General features: G+C 71.1%; 20 protein-coding genes. 9 read left to right on the forward strand and 11 right to left on the reverse strand.

Features of this window, described 5'->3' with window-relative positions; genetic code table 11:
* Nucleotides 1-126: 126 nt before the first annotated feature.
* Nucleotides 127-1,221 carry a Gfo/Idh/MocA family oxidoreductase gene (locus AB0K18_RS25230; RefSeq protein WP_364918436.1) on the reverse strand — a complete coding sequence of 365 codons (1,095 nt, stop codon included), beginning with the start codon at nt 1,219-1,221 and terminating at the stop codon, nt 127-129.
* Nucleotides 1,222-1,284: 63 nt separating this feature from the next.
* On the reverse strand, nt 1,285-2,184 hold the full coding sequence (locus AB0K18_RS25235; protein ID WP_364918439.1) for a PAC2 family protein: 900 nt from the start codon (nt 2,182-2,184) through the stop codon (nt 1,285-1,287).
* A 95-nt stretch (nt 2,185-2,279) separates the two neighbouring features.
* Between AB0K18_RS25235 and AB0K18_RS25240 the strand changes: the two genes are divergently transcribed.
* Together AB0K18_RS25240 and AB0K18_RS25245 are read left to right on the forward strand one after the other, a co-directional pair.
* On the forward strand, nt 2,280-2,501 hold the full coding sequence (locus AB0K18_RS25240) for a hypothetical protein (protein WP_364918442.1): 222 nt from the start codon (nt 2,280-2,282) through the stop codon (nt 2,499-2,501).
* A gap of 236 nt (nt 2,502-2,737) precedes the next feature.
* Nucleotides 2,738-3,739 (forward strand): hypothetical protein, encoded by a 1,002-nt coding sequence (locus AB0K18_RS25245; protein WP_364918444.1) that lies wholly within the window; start codon nt 2,738-2,740, stop codon nt 3,737-3,739.
* 10 nt (nt 3,740-3,749) lie between these two features.
* On the opposite strand, the gene AB0K18_RS25250 is transcribed toward AB0K18_RS25245, so the two are convergent.
* Nucleotides 3,750-5,858, reverse strand: coding sequence for an ATPase (locus AB0K18_RS25250; protein ID WP_364918446.1), 2,109 nt, complete (start codon nt 5,856-5,858; stop codon nt 3,750-3,752).
* A gap of 243 nt (nt 5,859-6,101) precedes the next feature.
* On the opposite strand from AB0K18_RS25250, the gene AB0K18_RS25255 reads away from it, so the two are divergent.
* The 3 genes from AB0K18_RS25255 to glpK all read left to right on the forward strand — a co-directional run bounded on the left by AB0K18_RS25255 (nt 6,102) and on the right by glpK (nt 8,979).
* Nucleotides 6,102-6,551: a GNAT family N-acetyltransferase gene (locus AB0K18_RS25255; RefSeq protein WP_364918449.1), complete on the forward strand. Its 450-nt coding sequence runs from the start codon at nt 6,102-6,104 to the stop codon at nt 6,549-6,551.
* A gap of 100 nt (nt 6,552-6,651) precedes the next feature.
* Nucleotides 6,652-7,458 carry an MIP/aquaporin family protein gene (locus AB0K18_RS25260; protein ID WP_355413323.1) on the forward strand — a complete coding sequence of 269 codons (807 nt, stop codon included), beginning with the start codon at nt 6,652-6,654 and terminating at the stop codon, nt 7,456-7,458.
* Nucleotides 7,459-7,467: 9 nt separating this feature from the next.
* Nucleotides 7,468-8,979, forward strand: coding sequence for a glycerol kinase GlpK (gene glpK / locus AB0K18_RS25265; protein ID WP_364918453.1), 1,512 nt, complete (start codon nt 7,468-7,470; stop codon nt 8,977-8,979).
* A gap of 407 nt (nt 8,980-9,386) precedes the next feature.
* On the opposite strand, the gene AB0K18_RS25270 is transcribed toward glpK, so the two are convergent.
* From AB0K18_RS25270 to AB0K18_RS25280, 3 genes are all read right to left on the reverse strand, one after another.
* Nucleotides 9,387-10,235 carry an ABC transporter permease subunit gene (locus AB0K18_RS25270; protein ID WP_364918456.1) on the reverse strand — a complete coding sequence of 283 codons (849 nt, stop codon included), beginning with the start codon at nt 10,233-10,235 and terminating at the stop codon, nt 9,387-9,389.
* A complete protein-coding gene (locus tag AB0K18_RS25275; protein WP_364918459.1) occupies nt 10,232-13,012 on the reverse strand; it encodes a CocE/NonD family hydrolase in 2,781 nt (926 codons plus the stop codon). Before AB0K18_RS25275 ends, AB0K18_RS25270 begins: the two co-directional genes overlap by 4 nt.
* Nucleotides 13,013-13,339: 327 nt before the next feature.
* Nucleotides 13,340-13,747: a PaaI family thioesterase gene (locus AB0K18_RS25280; protein ID WP_364918462.1), complete on the reverse strand. Its 408-nt coding sequence runs from the start codon at nt 13,745-13,747 to the stop codon at nt 13,340-13,342.
* A 293-nt stretch (nt 13,748-14,040) separates the two neighbouring features.
* Between AB0K18_RS25280 and AB0K18_RS25285 the strand changes: the two genes are divergently transcribed.
* From AB0K18_RS25285 to AB0K18_RS25295, 3 genes are read left to right on the forward strand one after another with little or no spacing between them, the layout of a single operon-like run.
* A complete protein-coding gene (locus AB0K18_RS25285; RefSeq protein ID WP_364918465.1) occupies nt 14,041-15,300 on the forward strand; it encodes a cytochrome P450 in 1,260 nt (419 codons plus the stop codon).
* Between the two features lie 33 nt (nt 15,301-15,333).
* The gene (locus tag AB0K18_RS25290) at nt 15,334-16,152 is read left to right on the forward strand and encodes a class I SAM-dependent methyltransferase (protein ID WP_364918467.1); all 819 of its coding nucleotides are present in this window, start codon (nt 15,334-15,336) and stop codon (nt 16,150-16,152) included.
* Nucleotides 16,153-16,169: 17 nt separating this feature from the next.
* Nucleotides 16,170-17,357, forward strand: coding sequence for a hypothetical protein (locus tag AB0K18_RS25295; protein WP_364918470.1), 1,188 nt, complete (start codon nt 16,170-16,172; stop codon nt 17,355-17,357).
* A gap of 78 nt (nt 17,358-17,435) precedes the next feature.
* On the opposite strand, the gene AB0K18_RS25300 is transcribed toward AB0K18_RS25295, so the two are convergent.
* Nucleotides 17,436-18,470 carry a CopD family protein gene (locus AB0K18_RS25300; RefSeq protein ID WP_364918473.1) on the reverse strand — a complete coding sequence of 345 codons (1,035 nt, stop codon included), beginning with the start codon at nt 18,468-18,470 and terminating at the stop codon, nt 17,436-17,438.
* Nucleotides 18,467-19,198, reverse strand: coding sequence for a copper resistance CopC family protein (locus AB0K18_RS25305; protein WP_364918476.1), 732 nt, complete (start codon nt 19,196-19,198; stop codon nt 18,467-18,469). Before AB0K18_RS25305 ends, AB0K18_RS25300 begins: the two co-directional genes overlap by 4 nt.
* A gap of 52 nt (nt 19,199-19,250) precedes the next feature.
* On the opposite strand from AB0K18_RS25305, the gene AB0K18_RS25310 reads away from it, so the two are divergent.
* Nucleotides 19,251-19,583, forward strand: a complete 333-nt coding sequence (locus tag AB0K18_RS25310) for a hypothetical protein (RefSeq protein ID WP_364918479.1) — start codon at nt 19,251-19,253, stop codon at nt 19,581-19,583.
* Here AB0K18_RS25310 and AB0K18_RS25315 read toward each other — a convergent pair.
* From AB0K18_RS25315 to AB0K18_RS25325, 3 genes are all read right to left on the reverse strand, one after another.
* On the reverse strand, nt 19,540-20,529 hold the full coding sequence (locus AB0K18_RS25315; protein ID WP_364918482.1) for a diiron oxygenase: 990 nt from the start codon (nt 20,527-20,529) through the stop codon (nt 19,540-19,542). The two genes, AB0K18_RS25310 and AB0K18_RS25315, sit on opposite strands and share 44 nt — an antisense overlap.
* 64 nt (nt 20,530-20,593) lie before the next feature.
* Nucleotides 20,594-21,193 carry a TetR family transcriptional regulator C-terminal domain-containing protein gene (locus AB0K18_RS25320; protein WP_364918485.1) on the reverse strand — a complete coding sequence of 200 codons (600 nt, stop codon included), beginning with the start codon at nt 21,191-21,193 and terminating at the stop codon, nt 20,594-20,596.
* 159 nt (nt 21,194-21,352) lie between these two features.
* Nucleotides 21,353-22,693: a HAMP domain-containing sensor histidine kinase gene (locus tag AB0K18_RS25325; protein WP_364918488.1), complete on the reverse strand. Its 1,341-nt coding sequence runs from the start codon at nt 22,691-22,693 to the stop codon at nt 21,353-21,355.
* Nucleotides 22,694-22,702: the final 9 nt, after the last annotated feature.

The following is a 22,702-nucleotide window of genomic DNA, read 5'->3' on the forward strand; positions in this document are numbered from 1 at the left end:
GGACAGCTCGCCCGGTCAGCTCGCCCGGTCAGCTCGCCCGGTCAGCCCGCGCGGACCGTACCGCGGACAGCCCGCCTGAACGGCGGCCTGGGCTTCCAGCCGGCCCCAGTGGCCTCCCCTGGGCCTTCAGCCGAGGTGGACGACGATGCCCTGGGAGGCCGACAGGCGGGCGGCCTCGATGACGGCGAGCGCCTCGACGGCGCTCGCCGGGTCCACCGGTGGCGGGCCGCCGCCGCGCAGCGCCGCCGCCACCTCCCGGTAGAAGTCCAGGTACGCCCCCGCCTCCGTACGCACGACGCGCCGCTCGCCCTCCGTGCCCAGCTCGCCCCAGCGCTCCTCCGGGTCGTCCCCGAACCCCGGCGCGCCGGGCGTCATTCCGGCCCGCAGCCGCTCCTCCTGCACGTCCATGCCGTACTTGACGAAGCCGGCGGCCGACCCGAGCACCCGGAACCTGGGCCCGAGCCGGGCGGCCATCGAGCTGGCCCACAGATGCGACCTGGCCCCGCTCGCGTGGGTCAGCGCGATGAACGTGTCGTCGTCGGCCGCCACGCCCTCGCGCCGCACGTCGCTCTCGCAGTAGACCGCGCGTACGGGGCCGAGGAGCTGCAGCGCCTGGTCCACCAGGTGGCTGCCGAGGTCGTACAGCAGCCCGCCCACCTCATCCGGCCCGCCGCTCTCGCGCCAGCCGCCCTTGGGCACGGGACGCCAGCGCTCGAAGCGCGACTCGAAGCGCAGCACCCGGCCCAGCAGCCCTTCGCCGGCCAGGCGGCGCACGGTGCGGAAGTCGCCGTCCCAGCGCCGGTTCTGGAACACGGTCAGCAGGAGACCACGCTCCTCGGCCAGGCGGACCAGCCCGCGCCCCTCCTCGGCGGTCCTGGCCAGCGGCTTGTCCACGACCACGGGCAGGCCCTCGGTGAGCGCCGCCGCGGCCGTGGCGACGTGGGTGCGGTTGGGCGAGGCGACCACGACGAGGTCGCAGCGGCCCCACAGGTCCTGCACGTCGTCCACCGCGGCCGCGCCGTACGTGGCGGCGACCTCGGCCCGGCGATCGGGATTCCTGGTCACGACGGCGGCCAGGGACAGGCCGGGGGTGGCGTGGATCAGCGGGGCGTGGAAGTGGGCCCCCGCGGTGCCGTAGCCGACGAGGCCGACACGGATGTCCGTGCCGGCGGACGGCTGGGAGGCGCGCCGCGGTTGCGGCCGGTCTGCCTGATCGCTCATCGGCCCAGGTTATCCGCCCGCCCCTTTCGCGACCGTGCTGTCCGCGCGCCCCTCCAGGCGGCGCTAGTCGTCGTCGCGCTCGGCCAGGAACCGCTCGAACTGGGCGGCCAGCTCGTCGCCCGTGGGCATCGGCGTGGTCTCGGCCATGAGGTTCTCGCGCTCGGCGCCCGCGGCGAAGGCGTCGTACTGCTGCTCGAGGCCGGTGATCGCGGTGGACAGCTCGGTCGAGGCCTTGATCTGCTCCTCGATCTCCGTCGTCGTACGCCGGGCGGCGTCGTGCAGCGACTCCATCGGGAAGACCAGCCCCGTGCCGCGCGTCACCGCCTCCAGGGCCGCCACGGCGGCGGTCGGGTATTCGGCCTGCGACAGGTAGTGGGGCACGTGCACCGCGTAGCCCACGGCGTCGTGACCCTTGGCGCCCAGCCGCAGCTCCAGCAGGGCCGCCACGCTGCCGGGCACCTGAACCCGGCCGAACACGCTGGTCTGCGTGGAGATCAGCTCGGGCCGGCTGGCGTGCGCGGTGACGCCGAGCGGCCGGGTGTGCGGCACGGCCATGGGGATGCCGTGCAGGGTCACCAGCTTGCTCACCTTCAGCCGTTCGACCAGCTCGGCCACGGCCTTGGCGAACAGCTCCCACTCCCGGTCGGGCTCGGGCCCGCTCATCACCAGGAACTGCGTGCCCGTCGCGTCCTTGGCGACGTGCACGGCCAGCTCGGGACTCTCCCAATCCACCCACCGGTCGGTGTCGAACGTCATGATCGGACGCCGCGACCGGTAGTCGAGCAGCCGGTCCACGTCGAACGTCGCCACGACCCGGTGCTCCAGCTCGGCCAGCAGGTGGCCCAGCGCGAGACGTCCGGCACCGCCCGCGTCGACGAAACCGTCGAAGTGGTACAGCAACACCGGATCGGGCAGCTCGGGCGCGTCGTCTGCGAGCTCGTAGAGATCCTTCGGGTCGAACACGGTTGGACAGCCTTTCCCTAGGTACTCTTCACCAGAACCTACGGCGCGTCGGAACGATTCCGTGCAGGGCACCCTATCGAGGGAAGAATGCGTACATGGACGCGGACCCGAAGCCCGAAGGGCCCGCGGCCGAGCCGTTCGACCTGGCCAGGGCCGGGGAGGCGGCGGCGCTGCGGGCGTACGCCGAGGCCGGGACGCCGGCCGGCCTGATCGATGGCAAAGGTGACACTTTGCTGAGGCCGGCGGCTTATTACGGTCACGCCGAGTCTGTACGCGTGCTTGTCACACCCGGCTGCCGGCGATCATGGGGCCGATGACCGTGGGCGGCCTGTGCGGTGCTCATGAAAGAGTCCGCCGTGGTCAGAGCGTTGCCGGACACCGGAGCGGATCCTGGTGCGGGACTGCCGTCCGCCCGGCAGACTACGCAAATGTTGGCGATTAGCCTGTTTATCCAATGCTTCCCGCAAAGCGCTTCATAGTATGAAATAAGCATTTAAGGGCGCGAAGTTGCCGAGTGTGGCCTTTCGAACACTCTCTAGTCATGCTGGAAGGCGTGGCTACATCTGCGCATCCCTTCAGTAGGCGACCGCTCCACATCCCTCCGCTGCCGTGTCCGTTCCCGAACGAGGTCAACGTCCATGCCTCGGAGGTCGACACGGAGAGCCACCTGTGGCTGGCCGCCTCCAACATGCTGAACGGCGCCGACACGATTGAGCACTTCCGGCGCTCCAAGATCGGCCTGCTCGCGGCACGGACCAACCCCACCGTGCCGCGCGAGAGCCTCCGGCTGATCAACGACTGGTACAACTGGCTGTTCGCCTTCGACGACGCGTTCTGCGAAGGCGAGCTGATGGGGCACCGGGCCTCCGCACTCGCCCGCGCCCTGCCGCCGCTCCTCGAGATCCTCGACGGCCGGCGGCGACCCACCGCCGACGACCCCTTCGGGCAGGCGCTCCAGGAGCTCCAGCAGCGGATCTCCGAGTACGCCACCCCCGCCCAGGTGGACCGGTGGCGCATCACGGTGAAGGAATACCTGTTCGCCCAGATCTGGGAGGCCGCCAACCGGGAGGTCGACCTCATCCCCACCCCCGAGGACTACGTCCTGATGCGCCGCATCACGGGGGCCACCTACACCTGCTTCGCGCTGATCGACGTCGGGGGCGGCTACCGGCTCGAAGCCGAGGAATGGCACCACCCCGACGTGCGCATGCTCTCCGACCTGGCGTGCGACCTCATCGGCTGGGACAACGACCTGCTGTCGTACGCCAAGGAACGCGGCAACGACAAGGCCCGGCACAATCTCGTGACGGTGCTGGCCACGCACAAGTCCCTCACCTTGCAGGACGCGCTGCGCGAGGTCGCGCAGATGCACAACGACGCGATCGCGGCGTTCGTCGCCCGGCGCGCCGTGCTCGAACAGTGGGCGCCGCTCCCGGTGCGCAAGTACGTCCGCGGCCTCGAACACTGGGTTCGCGGCCACATCGCATTCTCCCTCGGCAGTGCGCGGTATGTGCACGCCTGGCCTGACGGCACCCAGTGGCCGAAGGCCGTCTGACGGTCCCGCATCAGCCTTCGTCAGGGGCGTCCGTGTCGTCGAGCGCGAGCGCGGACGCCTCGTCGAGGTCGAGCCTGGCACCCTCCTCGAAGGCGTCCTTGTAAGCCAGCTCGCCGAGCTGGCGCTGGCACTCCCGCACGCACCCGTTGTGGTCGCCGGTCATCCACGGCGCGCCGAGCTGCGGCAGCCCCGCCGTCTTCCAGCTCTGCTGCAACGCCCCGAGCAGGCGGGCGGCCGTCAGCGGCCGGCCGAGCATGACGAGGATCCGGGCCGTCGTCTCCAGCGCCGTCAGGGTGCCCATCGTGTCGTGGAAGTGCCGCTTGATCCGCAGCGACTCCCGCGCGTTCTGCAACGCGTCCTCGGTGCGCCCCGCCGCCAGCCTGGTGCTGGCCAGCGCCCACTGCGCGTGGGAGCCGACCCACAGCTCGCCGCGCTCCTTGCACACCTGCAGGCAGTCCTGCAGCAGCGACTCGGCCTCGTAGAGCTCGCCCTGCGTGGTCAGCACGATCGACAGCTCCACGATCGCGGGCAGCAGACCGGGGTTGAGCTCCTTGTTGTCGGTGTTGAACTCGATCGCCACGCCGAGCAGCGCGCTGGCCTTCTGCAGGTCGCCCTGGAGCAGCGCGGCCGTGCCCTGCATCTTCGAGGCCAGGATCACCGCGCGCGAGTCGCCGACGCGGACGGCCTCGGTGCTGCACGTCTCGGCCGCCGCCAGCGCGCCCGCGCTGTCGCCCTGGGCGCTCTTGGTGTAGGAGAGCACCCACAGCGCCTTGCAGCGCTCCTTGCTCACCGTGGGGTTGGCCTCCAGCGCGCGCTCCAGGTAGAGGCGGCCCTCGCGGGCGAAGCCGCAGCACACCCACATGAACCACAGCGACGACAGCAGGGTGAGCGCGAGCGGCTCCTTGCCCGGCGTGGACAGCGAGTGCTCCAGCGCGAGGCGGACGTTGTCGTGCTCCTGCCGCATGCGGACGAACCAGTAGATCTGCCGCGGCCCCGACCAGGCGTCCTCGCTGCGCTGCGCGAGGCTCAGGTAGTACTCCAGGTGGCGCTGGCGCAGCTGCTCGGTCTGGCCCAGCTTCTCCAGCCACTCCTCGCCGTATTCGGCCAGCGTGTCGATCAGCTTGTAGCGCACGCCCGCGTGGTTGCTCCTGATCAGCAGGATCGACTTCTCCACCAGGCCCGTCACCAGGTCGGTGATGTCTTCTGACGGCAGCCGCCCGTCGGAGCAGACGAACCTCGCCGCGTCGAGCTCGAAGTCACCGGCGAACACCGACAGCCGCGCCCACAGCAGCCGCTCGGCCGGCTCGCACAGCTCGTGACTCCAGCCGATCGCCGCGCGCAGCGTCTGGTGCCGGGGCAGCGCCGTGCGGCTCGCGCCCGCCAGCAGGCTGAACCGGTCGGCCAGCAGGCCCAGGATCTGCTCGACCGACAGCGCGCGCAGCCGCACCGCGGCCAGCTCGATCGCCAGCGGGATGCCGTCGAGCCTGCGGCACAGCTCGGCCACCGGGCCGATGTTGTCCTCGTCGAGCACGAAGTCGGGCACGCTGGCGCTCGCGCGGGCCGAGAACAGCTGCACCGACTCGTTGGTGAACAGGCTCTCGGCCGGGTCGTCGCCCGGCACCTGCAGCGGCGGCACCGGCACGACGTGCTCGTAAGGCAGGTGCAGCGACTGGCGGCTGGTGGCCAGCACCTTGAGGTTGGGCGCCGCCTCCAGCAGCTCGTGCACCAGCTCGGCGCAGCCCTGCACGAGGTGCTCGCAGGTGTCGATGATGAGCAGCATGTCGCGCTCGCCGACCCACTCCGACAGCGACTCCGACTCGGTGCGCGACGACTGGTCGGCGATGCCGAGCGCCGAGGCGATCGTGTGCTTGACCATGCCCGCGTCCTGCAGCCGGGCGAGATCGGCGAACCACACGCCGTCGGGGTAGTGGGCGCGCACCTGATGGGCCAGGCGCAGCACCGTGCGCGACTTGCCGACACCACCGATGCCGGTCACGGTCACCAGGCGTGACTCGTTGAGGTGTCGTTTGAGGTTGGCGAGGAGACGTGTCCTGCCGATGAAGCTGGTCAGCTCCGCCGGTAGATTGCCTTCTCGCCGCCAGCCTGTCGGGGTGGCCATGAGCAGCCTCACGGGGGGATCGGCGACACCTGCCTACGCATCGTACCGCTGACCTTGCGAACTGTCCTTGATCCAGCGGACACACCGGGGACAGGTTTGTACGCCTCGGTAGCATGTACGACGTGAAGGAATTCCTACCCGACCAGACCTCCGACGACACCGACCTCGGCTGGGGCGAGTGGCGCGACACCGACGACGATGCCTTCTACCTGGAGAACCGCCCCCCGCACTGGGACTGACCAGGTGCCCCCTTACGACCTCCGCCCCGCCGCACCGGCCGACTACGACGCCATCGCCGCCGTGGCCGACGACTGGTGGGGCCGGCCGATCCGCGCCGCGCTCCCGCGGCTCTTCCTCGACCACTTCCACGCCACCAGCCTCGTCGCCGAGAGCTCCGGTGACCTGGCCGGCTTCCTGATCGGCTTCCCGTCGCCGTCCCTGCCCGGCGAGGCGTACATCCACTTCGCCGGCGTGCACCCGGCGGCCAGGCGCGGCGGCCTCGCCCGCACCCTCTACGAGCGCTTCTTCGCCCTCGCCCGCGAGCACGGCCGCCACGTCGTCCGCGCGGTGACGTCCCCCGCCAACGCGACGTCGATCGCGTTCCACCAGCGGATGGGCTTCACGGCCGGCGACCCGGTGCCCGGCTACAACGGCCCCGGCACCAGCCTGGTCACCTTCACCCGCGCTCTCTGAGAGGTCCGCCCTCCAGCACTTTGCGCAACCTATCCACCACATGCCGTATGCGGCGCCCGTTGATCGGGAAAGCAGACAAGCACGGCAAGGAGGTGGATCGGTGGCGCATCTGCTCACCCAGCGGAAGCTGACGGGGGAGCTCATCGCGGAGTTCCTCGGCACGATGGTGCTCATCCTGTTCGGCTGCGGCGTCGTCGCGCAGGTCATCGCCGCCGAGCTGGGCGACCACGACAGCATCGCGTGGGCGTGGGGCATCGGCGTGACGCTCGGCGTGTACGTCGCGGGCCGCACGACGGGAGCCCACATCAACCCGGCCGTGACCCTGGGGTTCGCGCTGTTCCGGGGGTTCCCGTGGCCGAAGGTGCTCCCGTACGCGCTGGCGCAGACCCTCGGCGCGTTCGTCGCCGCGCTCATCGTGCGCTGGAACTACACCGAGGTCCTGGCCATGGCCGACCCCGGCCACACCATCAAGACCCAGATCGTCTTCTCCACCCTCCCCGGCAACGGCACCCTGCCGGTCTCCATGTGGGGCGGGCTGCGCGACCAGATCATCGGCACCGCGATCCTGCTGTTCGTCCTCTTCGCGCTCTCCGACGTCCTCAACATGGCGCCGGGGGCGAACCTGGGGCCGTTCATCATCGGCCTGCTCATCGTCGGGATCGGCATGTCGTTCGGCACCGACGCCGGCTACGCCATCAACCCGGCCCGCGACTTCGGCCCCCGCCTGGCCAGCTGGCTCACCGGGTACGACGGGGCCTGGCGAGATCAGTACGGCGACCCGTACTGGTGGGTCCCCATCGTCGGCCCGCTGGTCGGCGCGGCGCTCGGAGCCGCCCTCTACCAGCTGTGCATCGCCCGCTTCCTGCCGCAGGGCGAGGACCGCGACACCGTGAAGCCGTCAGATTGAGAGTGAGCCATGCCTGATTTCGTCGGCGCGGTGGACCAGGGCACCACCAGCACCCGCTTCATGATCTTCGATCACGACGGCGCTGAATACGCCAAATACCAGCTCGAACACGAGCAGATCCTGCCCAGAGCCGGCTGGGTCGAGCACAACCCGATCGAGATCTGGACGCGTACCGCCGCCGTCATCCAGACCACCCTCCAGCGCACCCGCCTGCATCACAGCGACCTCGCCGCCCTCGGCGTCACCAACCAGCGCGAGACCACCATCGTGTGGAACCCGCGCACCGGCCGCCCCTACTACAACGCCATCGTCTGGCAGGACACCCGCACCGACCGCATCGCCGCCGAACTCGAACGCGACGGCCGCGGCCAGGTCATCCGCGACAAGACGGGGCTGCGGCCCGAGGCGTACTTCTCCGGCGGCAAGATCCAATGGATCCTCGAGAACGTGGACGGCGTCCGCGAGGCCGTCGACCGCGGCGAGGCCGTCTTCGGCAACACCGACACCTGGACCCTGTGGAACCTCACCGGCGGCGTCAACGGCGGCGTGCACATCACCGACGTCACCAATGCCAGCCGCACGATGCTCATGGACCTCGACACCCTCGACTGGGACGACGAGCTGCTGTCCTTCTTCGGCATCCCGCGCGCCATGCTCCCCGAGATCCGCCCCTCCGCCGACCCCTCCCACTACGGCGTCACGCTCGGGTACGGCCCGGTCGGCGGCGAGGTGCCCATCACCGCCATCCTCGGCGACCAGCAGGCGGCCACCGTCGGCCAGGTCTGCTTCTCGCCCGGCGAGGCCAAGAACACCTACGGCACCGGCAACTTCCTGCTGCTCAACACCGGCACCTCCCGCGTACGCTCCGAGAGCGGCCTGCTCACCACCGTCGCCTACAAGTTCGGCGACCAGCCGGCCGTCTACGCACTGGAGGGCTCCATCGCCGTCACGGGCTCCGCCGTCCAATGGCTGCGCGACCAGCTCCACATCATCACCTCCGCCCCGCAGAGCGAGACGCTGGCGCGGCAGGTGCCCGACAACGGGGGCGTCTACTTCGTGCCCGCCTTCTCCGGGCTGTTCGCGCCGTACTGGCGGGCCGACGCCCGTGGCGCCATCGTCGGCCTGTCCCGCTACAACACCGACGCCCACATCGCCCGCGCGACCCTGGAGGCCATCTGCTACCAGAGCCGGGACGTGGTGGAGGCCATGCAGCGCGACTCGGGGGTCGTCCTGGACGTCCTGCGTGTGGACGGCGGCGTCACCTCGAACGACCTGTGCATGCAACTCCAGTCCGACATCCTCGGCGTCCCCGTCAGCCGCCCCACCGTCTCGGAGACCACGGCCCTGGGCGCCGCATACGCGGCCGGCCTCGCCGTCGGCTACTGGAGAGACACCACCGAACTCCGCACCCACTGGGCAGAAGACCGCCGCTGGGAACCGACGTGGACCGAAGAACAACGCGAGGAAGGCTACGCCGGCTGGAAGAAGGCAGTAACAAAGTCCTTCGCCTGGCTCGACTAACCCCACAGGGGGCCAGGACTTCCGCGCCCTCGGGAACGGCGGAGAGCACTCATCGCTCCGCGCTCCGGCCCGCACACGTTTCCGTCCGCACGCGCTCTCGCGAGCACGCGCTCCGGCCTACGCGCTCTGGCCCGCACGCGCTCTGGCCCGCACGCGCTCTGGCCCGCACGTGCCCGCGTCCGGAGGCGCCTCCGTCAGGGGCGCCGTACCAGAGGGCGCGCCTTGCACAGCCGTCGGGCCGCTTGCCGCACCTGAGCGCATCTCCAGCCCATAGAGCTCCAGCGCCGATGGCGGGGCGCCGTGCCGCTCGTGCAGGGTGCACAGCGCCGATGGCGGGGTGCCCGGCCACAGGTGCCGGGTGCCCCGCCATCGATCGTCTGGTGGCTCCCGAGGTCAGGGGTGGAGCGTCAGCTCACTACGTCCTTTCTGCGGAAGCGGCGGAAGGCGATGGCGATCAGGATCGCGGCGTACGTGATCGAGACCGAGGCGCCCTTGGCCATGCCGCTCCAGTCGAGCTCCGGCGCCAGGGCGTCGAGCCAGGCGTTGTTCCAGAACGTCGGCAGGAACTCGCGCAGCGACCCCAGCGCCTCGACCGCCTGCAGGATCGTGCAGATGATCCACAGCCCGACGGCCCCGCCCACCGCGCCGAGCGGCGAGTCGGTCATCGTGGAGATGAGGAAGGCCAGGGCGGCCACCACGAGCTGGCTGACCAGGGCGTACCCGATCACGATGCCGAACCGGGGCAGGACGTCGAGCGCCGGGATGACCTCACCCGTGCCGGGCACCTGGATGTCGTCCCAGCCGAACGCCAGCGTGCCCGCCAGCAGCGCCATCAGCGGCAGGCAGATCACCGCCGCCGCCGAGTAGCCGAGCGCGACGATCAGTTTCTGGCGCAGCAGCCGGTCGCGGGGGACCGGGGCCGCCAGCAGGTAGCGCAGCGACGACCAGTTGGCCTCGCTGGCCACGGTGTCGCCGCAGAACAGCGCCACCGCCACCACCAGCAGGAAGCTGGCCGACACCGACAGGGCGAAGGCGGCGAAGTTGAGGCCGCTCTCGGTGGCCAGGTCGGAGATGCGCAGCGACGACTGCCCCTGCCCGCTCGACTGCGGCCCGAACTGGAACGCGATCACCAGGATCCACGGCAACGCCAGCAGCAGCGCGAACATGCCGATCGTCCGCCGCCGCTTGAACTGCCTGACGATCTCCACCCGCAGCGGCAGCGTGCGGCGGGGCGCGTAACCGGTCGCGGTGGTCACCCTTTGTCTCCGATGAGGTCGAGGAACACGTCTTCCAAGCGCGGTCCGTGCCCGTTTCCTGTCGCGGCCGAGCTGAGCAGCCGCGAGACGGGGCCGGTCGAGACCAGCCGCCCGCGCTGCATCACCACGACGTGGCTGCAGGCCTGCTCGACCTCGGCCAGCATGTGGCTGGAGACGATCACGGTACGGCCGTCGCGCGCGTAGCGCTTGAGCACCTCGCGCATCTCCCGGATCTGGGGTGGGTCGAGCCCGTTGGTGGGCTCGTCGAGCACGAGCAGGTCGGGCAGGCCGAGCATCGCCTGGGCGATGGCCAGCCGTTGCCGCATGCCCTGTGAGTAGGTGCGTACGGCCCGCTCCAGCGCCTTGCCGAGACCGGCGATCTCCAGCGCCTCGTCGAAGTGGGCGTCGGCGGTGGGCCTGCCGGTGGCCGCCCAGTAGAGCTGGATGTTGTCGCGCCCCGACAGATGAGGCAGGAACCCCGGCCCCTCGACGAACGACCCCAGCCTCGACAGCACGGGCGCGCCCGGCGTCACCCGCTCGCCGAAGATGCGGATCTCGCCGGCGTCGGGCTGGATGAGGCCCATCATCATCCGCATCGTCGTCGTCTTGCCGGCGCCGTTGGGGCCGAGCAGCCCCAGCACCTGGCCCTGCTCGACGCGGAACGACAGGTTGTCGACGGCCAGCTCACCGTTCCTGTACGCCTTGGTCAGCCCACTGATCTCTAGCGGCACCCCCGTACCGGCCCCGGCGACCTCGCGACCGGCATCCTCGTTGCGTGCGGCGGCGTCACCGGCCACGTCACGCTCGCGCGTCTCGCCGTTCGTGCCGGTCGCGGGCGTCTCGTTGGCGGTGGTGTCGCTGGACGTGTCGTGGCCGTGCGTCTTGCCGTTCGGGCCGGCCGTGCTTCGAGACGCCCCGGCGGTGGTGAGGTTGGCGGCCACGCTCTCTCTCGCCTCGGTGGCGTCGGAGGGGATGGACCTGGTGGGGGAGGCCGGGCGGCGGCGGGAGGAGGTGCGGCCCGTGGCCAGGATGATCGCGGCGATCACCACGGCGGCCAGCGGCATCGCCCACACCCACCACGCGACCCCCGTCGGCGCGGCGGCCAGCGTCGAGACCGTGGGGACGGTCAGGGCGGGGGAGGCCAGCGCCACCTGGTACGCGGCGGGCTGGGCCGGCGTCGCGAAGCCCATGTCGGTCGTCGTCACCACCAGGCGCAGGCGGTGGCCCACGGCGAAGCGGTGGTCGACGGCCGGCAGCGTGATCGTCGCCTCGGCGCTGCCCGCGCCCTCGGGGATGGTCACCCGGAACGGCGCCACCAGCCCCGCGGGCAGGGTGGGCGGCTGGAGGGCGTCGGCCACGTCGTAGAGCTTGGCGAACAGCGTCGCCTCGCCCTTGCCCGTCACCGTGACCTTGACGGTCGGGCTGCCCGTGAGCTGGAGCGGCGCGGTGAGCGGCCCGGACTCGAAGGCCGCGCTCTGGCCCGGCATGTCCAGGGAGATGCCGGTGCCCTGGCCGCCCAGCAGGCCGCCGATGCCCGGCACCGTGGAGATGGAGGCGGGCGCGCCGCCCGGCGGGTTGACGACGTTCTGCGCGGGGCCGCTCAGCTCGACGGCAGTGGTGTCGGTGCCGGTCAGGCCGGGGTAGGAGTCGGCCTCGGGGTGCAGGCGGATGCGCTGGCGGGTGCCGGGGTCGCGTCCGCCGTCGCGGGTCACCGTGAACGCGCTCACCGGCGTCGCGGCGTCACCCGAGCCCTCGCCCTTGAGGTAGTGGCCGAACCAGGCCGAGGTCTGCTCGAACAGCCAGTCGGCCTCGCCGTTGCCGCCGTCGTGCCCGCCGTCGAACCAGGCGATGCTCACCGGCGTGCCGGCGGCGGCGATGGCCTTGGCGTTGGCGTCGGCGTGGCCGATCGGGAACAGCGAGTCGCGCTGCCCCTGGATGAGCAGCGTCGGCGCCTTGATCTGCCCGGCCACCGTGACGGGGCTGGACTTGCGCAGCAGCTCCACCGCCTCGGGCGTGGCCTGGCCGTCGGTGGCGACCTGCTGGTAGATGTCGCAGATGGCGGGCAGGAACCTGCCGCACCGCGCCTGCTCAGGCGTCAGCGGCGCGGCGGCCTCACGCCGGCCCAGCAGCGACGAGGCGTCGAGCGAGACGCCCTGGCCGAAGAAGATGCCGGCCCACATGCGCTTGAAGACCCCACCGGCCGTCTCGCCCGAGCTCGGCGCGGCCGCGTTGGGGAACAGCGCGTCGGACAGGTCGGACCAGGTGATCTGCGGGACGATCGCATCGACGCGCTGGTCGTACGCCGCCGTCATCAGCGCGATGGCGCCGCCGTAGGAGCCGCCCGCGATGCCCACACGAGGGTCGCCCGCCGCGTCGAGCTGCACGTCGGGACGTTTGGCGAGCCAGTCGATCAGCTGCTTGACGTCTTTGACCTCGTAGTCGGGCGAGTTGAGCGCGATCTGGCCGCCGGAACGGCCGAAGCCGCGCGCCGACCACGTCAGCACGCCGTAGCCCTGCTGGGCGAGGCGGACCGCTTGGTCCCGCATGCTCTGCTTGCTGCCGCCGAAACCGTGGGCGAGCAGGATGACGGGCGCTTTTCCGCCTTCCGGCGGCGGGAAGAACGTCGTGTCGAGTTCGACCCGTTGGTCGTCCGACGGTCCGTCGACGACGGTTATCTGCTGGTCTTGGCCCCGCACCTGGGGCGCCGACGGCCATACGAGCCATGTCGCCACCCCGATGAGGGCGAGTGCCACTACCAGAGCGGCCACACGCTTCATGTGGTGAGCCTACTTTCCGCACCTGAGAGATCCCTGAGACGGCGCCCGCGCGGACACCGCCCAGGAGTGAACCGGGGTTGAAAGGATTGGTCAGCGGCCGTTCCGGCAAGATCGCGCAAACCCTCGCCGCTGAGGCCCCGAACCCTCGCACTCAGGTCCCGAACCCTCGCGGCTCAGGTCCCGAACCCGCGCGCCCTGTGCGAACGCTCATGCCGGCAGTGCGCGGACCGCGGCTGGGCGTGCGCTCATGCCCCGGCATCGCGCAGACCGTGGCCAGGGCGGCGCACGCTCACGCTGGCAGGGCGCGGACCCTGGCCGAGGCGGGGGTCAGGCCAGGAGTGCGTAGACGGTCGTGGCGTGGGCGGCCGTTTCGGAGCTCTCCGCCGCACGCAAGGTGATCTCGGAGAAGGCGAGCGTGCGCCCGAGCTTGGTGATGCGGACGTCGATCAGCACGTCGTCGCCGACCACCGGGCGCTGGAACGTGGTGGACTGCTGCACCGTCGTCATCGGCACGAACCCGCCGCGCGCCGCCGAGATCGCGACGACCGTGGCGGTGTCGGCGGCGGCCATCATGGCCTGGCCGCACAGCCCGCCGCCCTCCCTCGCCAGGTCGTCGGACCAGGGGAGGCGGACGATCGCGTGGCGCTCGCCGACCTCCTCCACGCGCAGCCCGAGCTGACGGATCCAGGGGGCGAAGTATTCCTGGAGGATCGCCTCTGCGTCTTCTGGAGTCACGCGGACATCATGCACGCTGGACAGGACGGGCGGGCCGCCGCACGCACGACCTGTGGACAACCGGCCACGCCCCGCGAACTGCCTGTGGACGAGCCCGGAGGATGCACATGTCGGCCGCGAACGACGACGGTGCGATGGACCGACGCCCCCGACGCCCCCGAAGACCGAGGCCCGAGGCGGCGGACCAGAGGCCGGGCGAGCGGGATCGGTGGCGCCAGGCGACGGAGCCGGATCAGAGACCGGGGGAGCGGGATCGGCGGCTGCGGGCGAAGGAGGCGGACCTTGGGGGTGATGTGGTCGAGGTGTTCCTGCCCTCCACCTACGACCGGGCCGTCCCGTACGAGCTCTTCGCCCGGCTGCGCGAGGAGAGCCCCGTCTGCCGCGTCCCCGAGCCTCCGGTGGGGCCGTGGCGGGCGGGGCCCGGGTACTGGGCGGTGTTCCGGCATGCCGACGTCAAGCACGTCCTCCGTACCCCGGAGGACTTCTCCTCCCATCTCGGCGCCACCCAGATCCGCGACCCCGACACCCCGTCCGACCTGGAGTTCGTCCAGGTGCAGATGTTGAACATGGACCCACCGGGTCACTCCAGGCTGCGCAGGATCGTGGCGGCGGCCTTCACGCCCCGCGCCGTACGAGCCCTGGAGCGGACGATCGAGCGGCGGGCGGCGGCGCTGTTCGAGGCGGGGGAGTGCGACGTCGTGGAGGTGGCCGCCGACCTGCCCGTCTGGACGCTGGCGCACGTCATGGGGGTGCCCGCGCAGGACAGGCGGCTGCTTTACGACTGGGCGTCGCGCGTCATCGGCTACCAGGACGCCGACTACGCGGGCCTGTCCACGGCGGACGTCGCCTCCCTGACCCCCATGGGCCGTCAGGCCGTCAAAGCCAGGCCGGAGCCGCGGCCCGGCGTCAACCCGCGGTCGCGGGCGGCCCTGGCCGACATGTTCGCCTACGCGCACGCGCTGGGAGAGTCCCCCGTGGACGACGAGTCCGTCATGTCCGCCATGCGGAAGGGCGGCCTGACGGAGGCCGAGTTCGAGAACATGTTCTTCCTGTTCGCCGTCGCCGGGAACGAGACCCTGCGCAACGGCATCCCCGGCGGCCTGCTCACCCTCCTTGAGCACCCGGACCAGCTGGAGCGCCTGCGCGCGCACCCCGAGCTGCTCGACTCCGCCATCGAGGAGATGCTGCGCTTCTGGCCGCCGGTCATGCACTTCAGGCGTACGGCGACCCACGACCTCACCCTCGGCGGGCAGCGGATCAGGGCGGGCGAGAAGGTGGTCGTCTACCACGCCTCCGCCAACCGCGACCCGGCCGTCTTCCCCGACCCCGACCGCTTCGACATCGCCCGCACCCCCAACGACCACGTCAGCTTCGGCTTCGGCCCGCACTTCTGCCTCGGCGCGCACCTGGCCCGCGCCCAGCTCCGCTCGGTGTTCAGGGAGCTGCTCAAGTGGGACGTCGAACTCGCCGCCCCGCCCCGCCGCCTCACCTCCAACTTCCAGAACGGCCTCAAGCACCTTCCGGTACGCCTGAGCTCCAGGAAAACGTGCTGAAAACCCGGCGATCGGCTGCCTATCATCACGATCATGGTCGACTACCTGCGCATCAACCGGGACAACTGGAACGCGCGCGTCCCCGTCCACGTCGCCAGCTCCTTCTACGACGTCGCGGGCTTCAAGTCCGGCCGCAGCCCGCTGCGCGCGTTCGAGATCGAGGAGGTCGGCGAGGTGACCGGCCGCAGCCTGGTGCACCTGCAGTGCCACTTCGGCCTCGACACCCTCTCCTGGGCCAGGCTGGGCGCGGAGGTGACCGGCCTCGACCTGTCCGACGCCGCGATCCATGAGGCCGAGCGCATCGCCGCGGAGTGCGGCATCCCGGCGCGGTTCGTCACGGCCGACGTGTACGACGCTCCCGAGGCGCTCGGCGCGACGTACGACATCGTCTACACCGGCATCGGAGCCCTCGTCTGGCTGCCCGACCTCACCCGCTGGGCCGGGACCGTCGCCCGCCTGCTCAAACCCGGCGGATTCCTCTATGTCGCCGATTTCCACCCGTTCACCGAGGTCCTCGACGACGAAACCGGCACCAAGGTCACCAGCGACTACTTCGACCGCGGCCCCCACGTCTGGGACTACCCGCACACCTACACCGGCCCCGAAGTGCTCGAACACCGGACGTCCGTGGAGTTCAGGCACGGCATGGGTGAGATCGTCACCGCGGTCGCGAACGCCGGCCTGCGCCTGGAGTTCCTGCACGAGCACGACCACACGTTGTTCCGCCGCTTCGGCACCTACACGGAACGCGACGGCGGCTACCGCCCGCCCGCCGGCGCGCCGCGGATCCCGCTGATGTTCTCCCTGCGGGCGACCGCGAGCCCGGCCGGGAGCGGCGTTCCGGGCGGCTGACCGTAAGATTCTCTGCCGTGAAGTCTCCAGCAACGCTCAAGAAGGCCGCCGCGTGGGCCCTGCCCTACTGGACCCGCGGCGAGGCAGGCCGCGACACACCGCCCGACCTGTTCAGGGTGCTCTACTTCGGCTGGCTGGTGGCGCTCACGCTCAAGCTGCTCGGCTCGGCCTGGGACGTCTCCTGGCACTTCAAGTGGCTGCGTGACGACCTCGCGCCGCCCCACCTGCTCAACTCCGCCGGCACCGCCGTCGCCGTCGCCCTCACCCTGATCCACGGCTACACCGGCTACGGCGTCGACAAGAAGGCGCTCAAGCTCATCCAGTGGGGCACCGGCGTCTTCCTCGTCGCGGTGCCGCTCGACCTGATCAACCACCGCGTCAACGGGCTCGACATCACCTCGTGGAGCCCGTCCCACATCATGCTGTACGTCGGGACGTTCTTCATGATCGCCGGCGTGATCAGGGGCTGGTTCATGGGCGCGCCGCCCGGGCGCGAGCGCACGGTCGTGCTGGGCGCCTTCTTCGCGTTCTTCCTGGAGAACGTGCACTTCCCCGAGCAGCACCAGGAGTACGGCGTGCTCTCGCTCGGCGCCTGGGACAACAAGGCGACCTACGCCGAGCCCATCCTGCTCCAGTTCGCGGCCGACCAGATGAACCGGCCCATCGACAGGGAGATGATGGCCGGGTTCACGCTGCCGGTGCCCGACTACCTCTACCCGGTCTACGCGGTGGTCGTCGGGCTGTCCGTGCTGGTGCTGGCCAGGCGGCTGATCGGCAGGTCCGGCGCGGCGACGCTCGTCGCGGCCGGCTACGTCGGGTTCAGGACCGTGATCTGGCCGCTGCTCACCTTCACCGGCTTCCCGCCGTCCGCGCTGCCGTTCTTCCTGGTCGTGGCCGGGTTGCTGGTGGACGTCGCGTTCCTGGTGCGCATGCCGTACGTGCGGGCGGTGCTGGGCACGGTCGTCGCGACCGCCGCCGCGTACGGCGCGCTCGTGGTGCAGAACGCGGTCATGGGGCCGGTCTACGGCGCTCTCAAGGGCCAGGAGGGGCTGCTCGGAGCGCCCCCGCTCGCCACGTCGTCGGCGGTGTGGGCCGGCATCGGCCTGCTCGTCGCCTGGCTGGCGATCGAGGCACTCACCGGCCGCAGGAGGGCTCAACCCGTGGGGACGCCCGCCCCGGTGGTGGCGGCTCCGGCCACCACCTGAGGCTCCGGCCACCACCTGAGGCTCCCACCACCGCCTGAGGCTCTCGCCACCACCTGAGGTTCCGGGCAGGAGGGGCGGTCAGGCGATCGAGGCGCGGGTGATCGCCACCGCCACCCCGTACGCCAGCCCCATCACGCTCACCTCGGCCACCGTCCACCCGACCAGGGCGGTGGCCTGCCCCCTCCTGATGGCGGGCAGCAGCCGGAAGCGGATGTGCGCGGCGAGCGGCACGAGCAGCGCCACCAGCGCCGCCTTGGCCACGACCAGCAGTCCGTAGTGGCTGGTCACGATCGCGTCGGGCAGTGTCACGCCGGGCGTGAGCGCCATCGTGCCGAGCCCCGTGATCAGGCCCGACAGCGACACCAGGAGCAGGCAGACGGTCGCCGTCCTGGAGAACCTCGGCAGCGCCACCGCCAGCAGGTCGTGGTGCGGCGCGAGGAAGGCGACCGTGACGACCAGCCCGCCGGCCCACGCCGCCGCGCCCATCACGTGGACCTCCATCGAGATCATGATGGGGTCGTGCCAGACCGAGTTGACGGCGTGGCCGGTGACCGGGATCGGCAGCAGCCCGAACAACCCCACGATCACCCGCAGCTCGGCCGGCACCTTCTCGCCGAACCGCACCGCCATCAGCCCGATCCCGGCCGCCGCCAGCGCGCACGCGGCGCTGAACAGCAGTCCCTGTCCCGTGCCGACGGTGTCGACGTAGTCCGCGATCATCCCGAACGTCGGCACCACGCCGGGGTTGAGCTCGGCCGTCTGGAAGACGACCGTGAACAGCGCGCAGATCGCCCACGCCCACGCGGCCACCACCGCCAGCGGGCGCACCCGCACCAGGACCGGCTCGGTACGCTCTGGCGCGTTGAAGCCGAGCAGCTTGGGCAGCAGGCTGAGCCCGACCACGGCCACGGCGGCGATGTCGAGCAGCGCCCTGACGAGGGGCAGGCCGATCTCCACGACGGGCCCCGGCATGGGGATGCCCGGCACGGACTCCTGCGCCGTCAGCGAACTGGCCGCCACGGCCGCGACGACCGCGCACACCCCGAACGCCCCGGCGACCAGCCGCCCGCCGACCTCCCGCGTCCGCGGCAGCGGGGGAGCGACCACACTCACGCCCGAGCCCCCTCACCAGAACGGCCACCGTCGCCCACCGCCGGGGCCGGGGCCTCGGAGTCAGGGGAAGGAGTCGAGGAGCCCGCAGGGGTTGGGGATGCGGAGTCAGGGGTGGGGGTTGAGGAGTTCGCAGGGGTTGGGGGTGCGGATTCTGCGGGGGCGGTCGCTGGGGGTGCGGGTTCTGCAGGGGCGGTGGCTGGGGATGCGGGGGTCGAGCGGCGGAGGGCGACGATGGTGCCCGCGGCCAGGACGATCAGGGCGCCCAGGACCCACAGCACGGCCATCCCGGCACCGCCGTTGGCCGCCGCCTCGGCCGCCGCCGCGTCGGAGCCGCCGGCCGTCTCCCGCGCGGCGGGCGCGGCGGCGGCGCCGCCCGTCACGGTGAAGGAGATCTTCCCGGTGACCGGGTGCCCGTCGGACGACAGGATGCGGTAGCCCACCACGTACGACCCGGCGGGCAACGGCTTGACCTGGACGCTGACCCGTTCCGCCGCCACCGAGGCGGCACCGTCGGCCCATGAGCCGCCGTCCGCCGACGTGACGCCCACCTGCGCGTACCCCTGACGCACCGCCTGGTCGAACACCAGCGTCACCCGCTCGGGCGCGGCCGTCAGCGCGGCTCCGTCCTTGGGGTCGCTGCCGATGAGCACGTTGTGCGCCCGCGCGGGGGACCAGAGCAGCCCGGTCGCCGCGACGGCGAGCAGCAGGACCGTGAGTAGCCGCCTCACAGATCGAAACCTTCCATCGAACCTCGTCATGAACCTGTATATGGTCCCACCCATGGCGGACCTGTTCGGCGGCGCGGCCCCCTGCTACGCGAAATATCGCTCCCGCCCACGGGAGCCGGTGATCGCTCACCTGGCGGCGGCGTTCGGGGCGGACAGCACGGTGCTTTATCTCGGCTACGGCCCTGGCACGCCGGCGATCCCGCTGGCCGGACGGGTGCGCGAAGTCCTGGCCGTCGATCCCGGCCTAGGCATGCTGACCGAGGCAGGCGCCTGGCGCGGCGCTCGCCGAACGTGCACTGGATCGCGGGCGACCCGGCACGGCCGGTGGGCGCTGACGACGGTCACCGAGGTCGTGACGGCGCGGCGTCCGCCCAGACTCCCATGAGCTGCCAGACCCGCCTGCTGACCCGGTTGACCAGCCCTATTTCGGCGCACAGCTCGCGCGTGCGGGCCACCGAGTCGCGGACCTCGCGCCCGGCGTCCGGGTCGCGCAGATAGACGTCGGCGACCACGCTCGCGGGGATGCCGAAGCGCCGGATCATCGGCCCGGGCGGAGCGAGCATGATGCGCGCCATCACGCCGAGCACGACCGGCGCGAACAGGCCGAGCAGGAACCGCCGGTACGCCGGCATCCTGGGCACCCGGCTGCGCAGGTAGTGCCGGGCGAACGAGATGTGCCTGGCCTCCTCCGCGACGTGGATGCGCATGATGGTCTCCTCCAGCGGGTGGTGCGGCCTGCTGTCCTTGAGCACCCTGCGCTGGACGTGGTCGATCGGGTCCTCGCCGCCGAGCACGAACACGAAGAACAGCTCGGTCGAGATCAGCGGGATCCAGGGCGCGACCTGCGCGACGGCCGACAGCGGGCGCGGCATGCCACGGATCGGCATCCCGGTACGGTTCACGAACTCCTGGAACATCATCCCGTGATGTCCCTCTTCGATGGTCTCGTGGTAGACGTACCGGAACTCGGGTGACCCGTTGGGCAGCCGGTAGGCGTAGTTGAGCAGCCCGCGCTTGAGCAGGTTCTCGAACTGCAGGCCGATCTTCATCGCGGTGGCCACCCGCCACAGCCCGATCCGCGCCCGCACCTCGGGGGGCTGGGCGCGGTACCAGGGGTGGCCGCCCAGCCGGTCGACCCCGGGCAGCTCCCAGCGCGGATCGGACGGGTCCACGTGGAACTCCGGGTCGTCCCACGGGATGTCGCGGTAGGGCTCCCAGTGCTTGTCGACGGACGCCTTCGAGAGGCGTTCGATGACCGCGCGGTAGGCGCCGCCGTCGCCGACGTGCTCGTCGCGTTCCTGGGGGGCGGTAGAGCGTGGTGCGGACGTCATCGCTGCACTCCTCTCCTCGCCCAGTAATTGTACGAAGCATCCAATAGCGCTGGGAAGGTGAGGGTCACAGGTTTTCCGCGTCCACCCCCAGCTCCTTGGCCGCCGCCGTACGGATGAGCACGTTGACGCGCCGCCGTGACAACACCTTGGGATGCGTGTGCGTCTGCACCGCGAGGCCGTCGATCAGGGCGAACAGCCGCCACGTCGCCGAGTCGGGATCGTCGCAGTCGAAGTCGCCGCTCGCCACGCCCGCCTCGATGATCGTGCGCATCAGCGTGCGCCCCCTGGCGTCGATGCGCCGGGAGGTCTCCTCCAGTTCGGTGCTGCGCATCGCCTCGGACCAGGCGTCGATCCAGAGCCGCCAGCCTTCCGTGGGGATCGCCGGCGAGCAGAGCCTGAGCAGGGAGCGCAGGCGCTCGAGCGGTGTGCCGGAGGAACGTTCGACGTCGGCGAGCGCCTCGAGGTGCACGCGTGCCGCATAGCCGAATGCCTGCGCGAGCAGCCGCTCCTTGGTCTCGAAGTGGTAGAAGAGCAGGGCCTGGCTCACTCCGGCCGCCCTGGCGATGTCCAGGGTCCTGGTGTGCCCGAAACCTTGCTCCGCGATCACCTCGCAGGCCGTCTTCAGCAAATCCTCGCGCCGTAATCGGCTGAAACCAGTTGTCACAGCGGGTAACTCTAACTTCTGATCACTAGTATTTATAGGACAAAACGGACGTCAGTCCTTCTGGTTATATGGAGCCCCGGTACGTACGTACAGTCCCGTTCATGGTGATCATGGTAGTTGGGGGTACCGAACGCCTTTCGGTGGGGTCGGAAAACCGGCTCAGCCGCCGACTCTGGGCAGGCGAAGGACGAAGCGGGCGCCCGTCTCCGAGTCCTCGATCCGCAGCGTTCCGTGGTGCGTCCCGGCGATCTCCCGCGCGATCGGCAGGCCCAGTCCCGTGCCGCCCGCGTCGCGGTTACGGGCCGCGTCGAGACGCATGAACCGCTGAAAGACCCGCTCGCGGTGCTCGGGCGCGATGCCCGCGCCGTCGTCGAGCACCTCGAGCACCGCCTGCGGGCCCTGCGCCCGTACGGTGACCGTGATCGTGCGCTCGGCGTGCCGCTCGGCGTTGTCCAGCAGGTTCGTCAGCAGGCGGGCCAGCCGGTGGCGGTCGCCCGTGACCACGACGCCCGGCTCCAGCGAGGTGACCACCTGCTTCGAGCGCGGCGTCGCGGTCTCGCCGGCGACCAGTTCGCCCAGGCCGACCGGCTCCAGCGTGCCCGGCTCGCCCGCGTCCAGCCGGGCCAGCATCAGCAGGTCGGTGACGATGTTCTGCAGCCGGTCGAGGCCGGCCAGCAGCTTCGTGCCGGTCTCGCGCCAGTCGGTCTCCTCGGGTGCGAGCATCGCCATCTCCAGCTCGGTCCGCATGGCGGTGATCGGGCTGCGCAGGTCGTGGGAGGCGTCGGAGGCGAAGCGACGCTGCTGCTCAAGTGCCGACTCCAGGCGTTCGAGCGTCTGGTTCGCGGTCTCGGCCAGCCTCCTGATCTCGTCGGCGCTGTCCGGCACGGGCAGGCGCAGCGACCCGTCGCCGCCGGTGATCGCCGCCAGCCGCTCGGTGATGACCTGGACGGGGTCCAGTGTCCTCGCCACCACCCGCGAGACGCCGAACCAGGTCAGCGCCACCAGCACCACGGTGAACAGGAGCAGGAACATGATCGCGGCGGGACTGACGTACCAGGGCGGCAACGGGCCGAAGGCGTAGACGACCCAGTCGCCCTCCGGCTCGTAGACGCGGAAGGACACCACGATCTGGCAGTCGCCGGCGAACTCGGGCCGGTCGCAGACCGTACCGATGCGGGTGGCCTCGTCCCCCTCGGGGACCGTGCGGATCAGGCGCGGCGACCCGGCCAGGTTGGGCGTCGAGGAGACCACCTGCCCGGAGGCGTCGACGACCTGCAGCCCGTCGAGGTCGATCGAGGTGACGCGGGGCAGGTTGTGGTCCTTGATGAGGTACACCACGCGCAGGGCGGTGCTGATGACCTCGCGGGTCCTGATGTCCACGATCGTGCTGCGGGTGGCCCAGAGCAGCAGCGCGGCGGCCGCGACGCAGAGCAGCGTCATGGCCGCGCTGGCGAACAGCGCCAGTCTTGCTCGTATGGATCGGCCCGGCCGTACGATCACACCCATCCC

The sequence above is a fragment of the Nonomuraea sp. NPDC049421 genome, assembly GCF_040677005.1.
In the GTDB taxonomy this organism is placed as follows: Bacteria; Actinomycetota; Actinomycetes; order Streptosporangiales; family Streptosporangiaceae; genus Nonomuraea; species Nonomuraea salmonea.

Excerpts from the sequence above, each read along its gene's own strand:
- AB0K18_RS25310 (WP_364918479.1), top strand. The coding sequence starts at position 19,251 with ATGGCGGACCTGTTCGGCGGCGCGGCCCCCTGCTACGCGAAATATCGC.
- AB0K18_RS25230 (WP_364918436.1), bottom strand. The coding sequence starts at position 1,221 with ATGAGCGATCAGGCAGACCGGCCGCAACCGCGGCGCGCCTCCCAGCCG.
- AB0K18_RS25250 (WP_364918446.1), bottom strand. The coding sequence starts at position 5,858 with ATGGCCACCCCGACAGGCTGGCGGCGAGAAGGCAATCTACCGGCGGAG.
- glpK (WP_364918453.1), top strand. The coding sequence starts at position 7,468 with ATGCCTGATTTCGTCGGCGCGGTGGACCAGGGCACCACCAGCACCCGC.
- AB0K18_RS25315 (WP_364918482.1), bottom strand. The coding sequence starts at position 20,529 with ATGACGTCCGCACCACGCTCTACCGCCCCCCAGGAACGCGACGAGCAC.
- AB0K18_RS25290 (WP_364918467.1), top strand. The coding sequence starts at position 15,334 with ATGGTCGACTACCTGCGCATCAACCGGGACAACTGGAACGCGCGCGTC.
- AB0K18_RS25240 (WP_364918442.1), top strand. The coding sequence starts at position 2,280 with ATGGACGCGGACCCGAAGCCCGAAGGGCCCGCGGCCGAGCCGTTCGAC.
- AB0K18_RS25275 (WP_364918459.1), bottom strand. The coding sequence starts at position 13,012 with ATGAAGCGTGTGGCCGCTCTGGTAGTGGCACTCGCCCTCATCGGGGTG.